The sequence below is a fragment of the Streptomyces aurantiaciflavus genome, assembly GCF_049808595.1.
GTDB lineage: Bacteria > Actinomycetota > Actinomycetes > Streptomycetales > Streptomycetaceae > Streptomyces.
This window is the reverse complement of record NZ_JBNCAQ010000029.1, coordinates 1-2,208: the sequence shown is the minus strand read 5'-3', so window position 1 is coordinate 2,208 and position 2,208 is coordinate 1. Positions and strand designations below refer to the sequence as shown.

Sequence of the window (2,208 nt, the reverse complement as noted above, 5' to 3'; positions counted from 1 at the left end):
CGAGGGAGTCGCACGAGCGGGCCGTGCGGGTCGGCGGGGCGCGGCGGGCGCGGGCGGCGCGGGCCGCGGCGGCCGGGAGGCCGCGGCCCGCGCGGTGCGCGGACGCCGCCGGTGCGGGTCCCGCGCTGGAGGTGCTGCGGATCCTGGACGCGGTGCGGCCGGTGTGGGAGTCCGGGAGCGGGCCGGTCCACGACCTGATCCGCGCGGACCTCGCCGACGGCGGGGACCTCGTGCGGACCCTGGCCGCCTACCTCGACTGCGGGGGTGACGTCCCGGCGGCGGCCCGGCGGCTCGTCGTGCACCCCAACACGCTGCGCTACCGCCTCGGCCGCGTCCGGGAGCGCCACGGGGTGGACCTGGACGACCCCGACATCCGGCTGCTGCTGACCCTCGCGGCCCGGCTGACGGCTCCCTGACGTTGTGCGCCACGACAAAGCTCGTGGTCGCCTTTGTGCGGGCCGCCGAAGACGTACCGCCGTGCAGAGGCGAACCTGGAGGTGGCCGCCCGTTCCCGGCGCACCGAAGGAGACCTGGACGTGTCGTTCCCCATCGAGAACCACGAGAGCGACGCCTCGCGCGTCGCGCCCGTCGTCCGCCAGGCCGTCGTCGACGGGCTGCTCGGCGAGGACCGGCCGCTGGCCGGGTTCGTCGACGTCCAGGGCGTGCGCGAGAGCGTCGCCGGCCTGCGCGAGGCGTTCGGGCGGGTGCCGGACGTGCTGCACACCTTCGCGGCCAAGGCCTGCGCGCTGGTGCCGGTGCTGCGGCTGCTCGCCGACGCCGGGATGGGCTGTGAGGTGGCGAGCCCGGGCGAGCTGCGGCTGGCGCTGGACGCCGGTTTCGAGCCGGCGCGGATCGTGCTGGACTCGCCCGCCAAGACCCGCCAGGAGCTCCGCGAGGCCCTCGCCCTCGGCGTCGCCGTCAACGCCGACAACCTCGCCGAACTCGAACGCGTCGACGCCCTGCGCCCGGCCGGCTGCGCGTCCGTCGTCGGGCTGCGGGTCAATCCGCAGGTCGGCAGCGGGGCGATCGGCGCGATGAGCACCGCGACGGAGCACTCCAAGTTCGGCGTGGCTCTGCGCGATCCGGGCGCCCGCGCACGGGTCGTCGAGGCGTTCGCGCGACGGCCGTGGCTGACCCGGCTGCACGCGCACGTCGGCTCGCAGGGCTGCCCGCTGCCCCTGATCGCCGAGGGCCTCGCCGCGCTGCACCACCTCGCCGAGGAGATCGACGCCCGCGTCGGCCGCCGGCAGATCACCAGCCTCGACCTGGGCGGCGGCCTCCCGGTGAACTTCACCGACGACACGGTCACCCCCACCCACGCCGACTACGTCGCCGCGCTCACCGCCGCCGAACCGGCCCTGCTGGACGGCCGGTACCGGCTGGTCACCGAGTTCGGCCGCTCCCTGCTCGCCAAGAACGGCTTCCTCGCGGGCCGGGTGGAGTACGTGAAGGAGGCGGGAGGCCGCCGTATCGCCCTCACCCACGCCGGCGCGCAGGTCGCCACCCGCACGGTCTTCATGCCGGGCGCCTGGCCGCTGCGCGTGTCCGCCCACGGGCCGGACGGCTCGCCGAAGCGGACGCCCCCGCTGCGGCAGGACGTCGCCGGGCCCCTCTGCTTCGCCGGGGACGTCGTGGCGCACGAGCGCCGGCTGCCCGAACTCGCCGAGGGAGACCTGGTCGTGCTGCACGACACGGGCGCCTACTACTTCTCGGCGCCCTGGGCGTACAACAGCCTGCCCCGGCCCGGGGTGTACGGGTATCTGCTGCGGGACGACCGGGTCACGTTCGCCACGGTCCGCCGGGCGCAGACGGTGCGGGAGATCTCCGTGGAGAGCGGACTGACACAGGCGGACGCCCTGCTGAGCGGTTTCACGGCTCCTTCACTGCCCTGACGGCGTTTCCACGCATCAGCAGCGCGATTCGGAGCACCCGGGTCCTGTCCGCCTGACGAGGAGAACACCGTGCTGTGGGTCGCCGTACTGCTGTTTCCGTTCCTGTCCGTCCTGCTCGTGGTCATGGACCGCGTCGAGGACCGGCTGTCCGCGCCCGCCCCCGCGGGGCCGCGGCATGCCGCGCACCGGCGGCATCTGCGTCTGGTCCGGGGCACCGCCGACAGCGGGGAACCGGCTGCGGACGAGGGCCGGTCGGAGCCCCGGGCGGCCTGACCGACCCCGGGTTCCCCTGCGGCGCCGTCCGTGTGCGAGGCTC

General features: G+C 75.6%; 3 protein-coding genes. All 3 read left to right on the top strand.

The annotated features are described in order from the left end of the window. A partial coding sequence (locus tag ACPT94_RS29655; protein WP_425247234.1) for a helix-turn-helix domain-containing protein occupies nucleotides 1–416 on the top strand: 416 nt, incomplete at its 5' end. A gap of 120 nt (nucleotides 417–536) precedes the next feature. After that, nucleotides 537–1,892 (top strand): type III PLP-dependent enzyme domain-containing protein, encoded by a 1,356-nt coding sequence (locus ACPT94_RS29650; RefSeq protein WP_425247233.1) that lies wholly within the window; start codon nucleotides 537–539, stop codon nucleotides 1,890–1,892. Between the two features lie 69 nt (nucleotides 1,893–1,961). Then, on the top strand, nucleotides 1,962–2,165 hold the full coding sequence (locus tag ACPT94_RS29645; RefSeq protein WP_360351301.1) for a hypothetical protein: 204 nt from the start codon (nucleotides 1,962–1,964) through the stop codon (nucleotides 2,163–2,165). The last annotated feature ends 43 nt before the right edge of the window (nucleotides 2,166–2,208 follow it).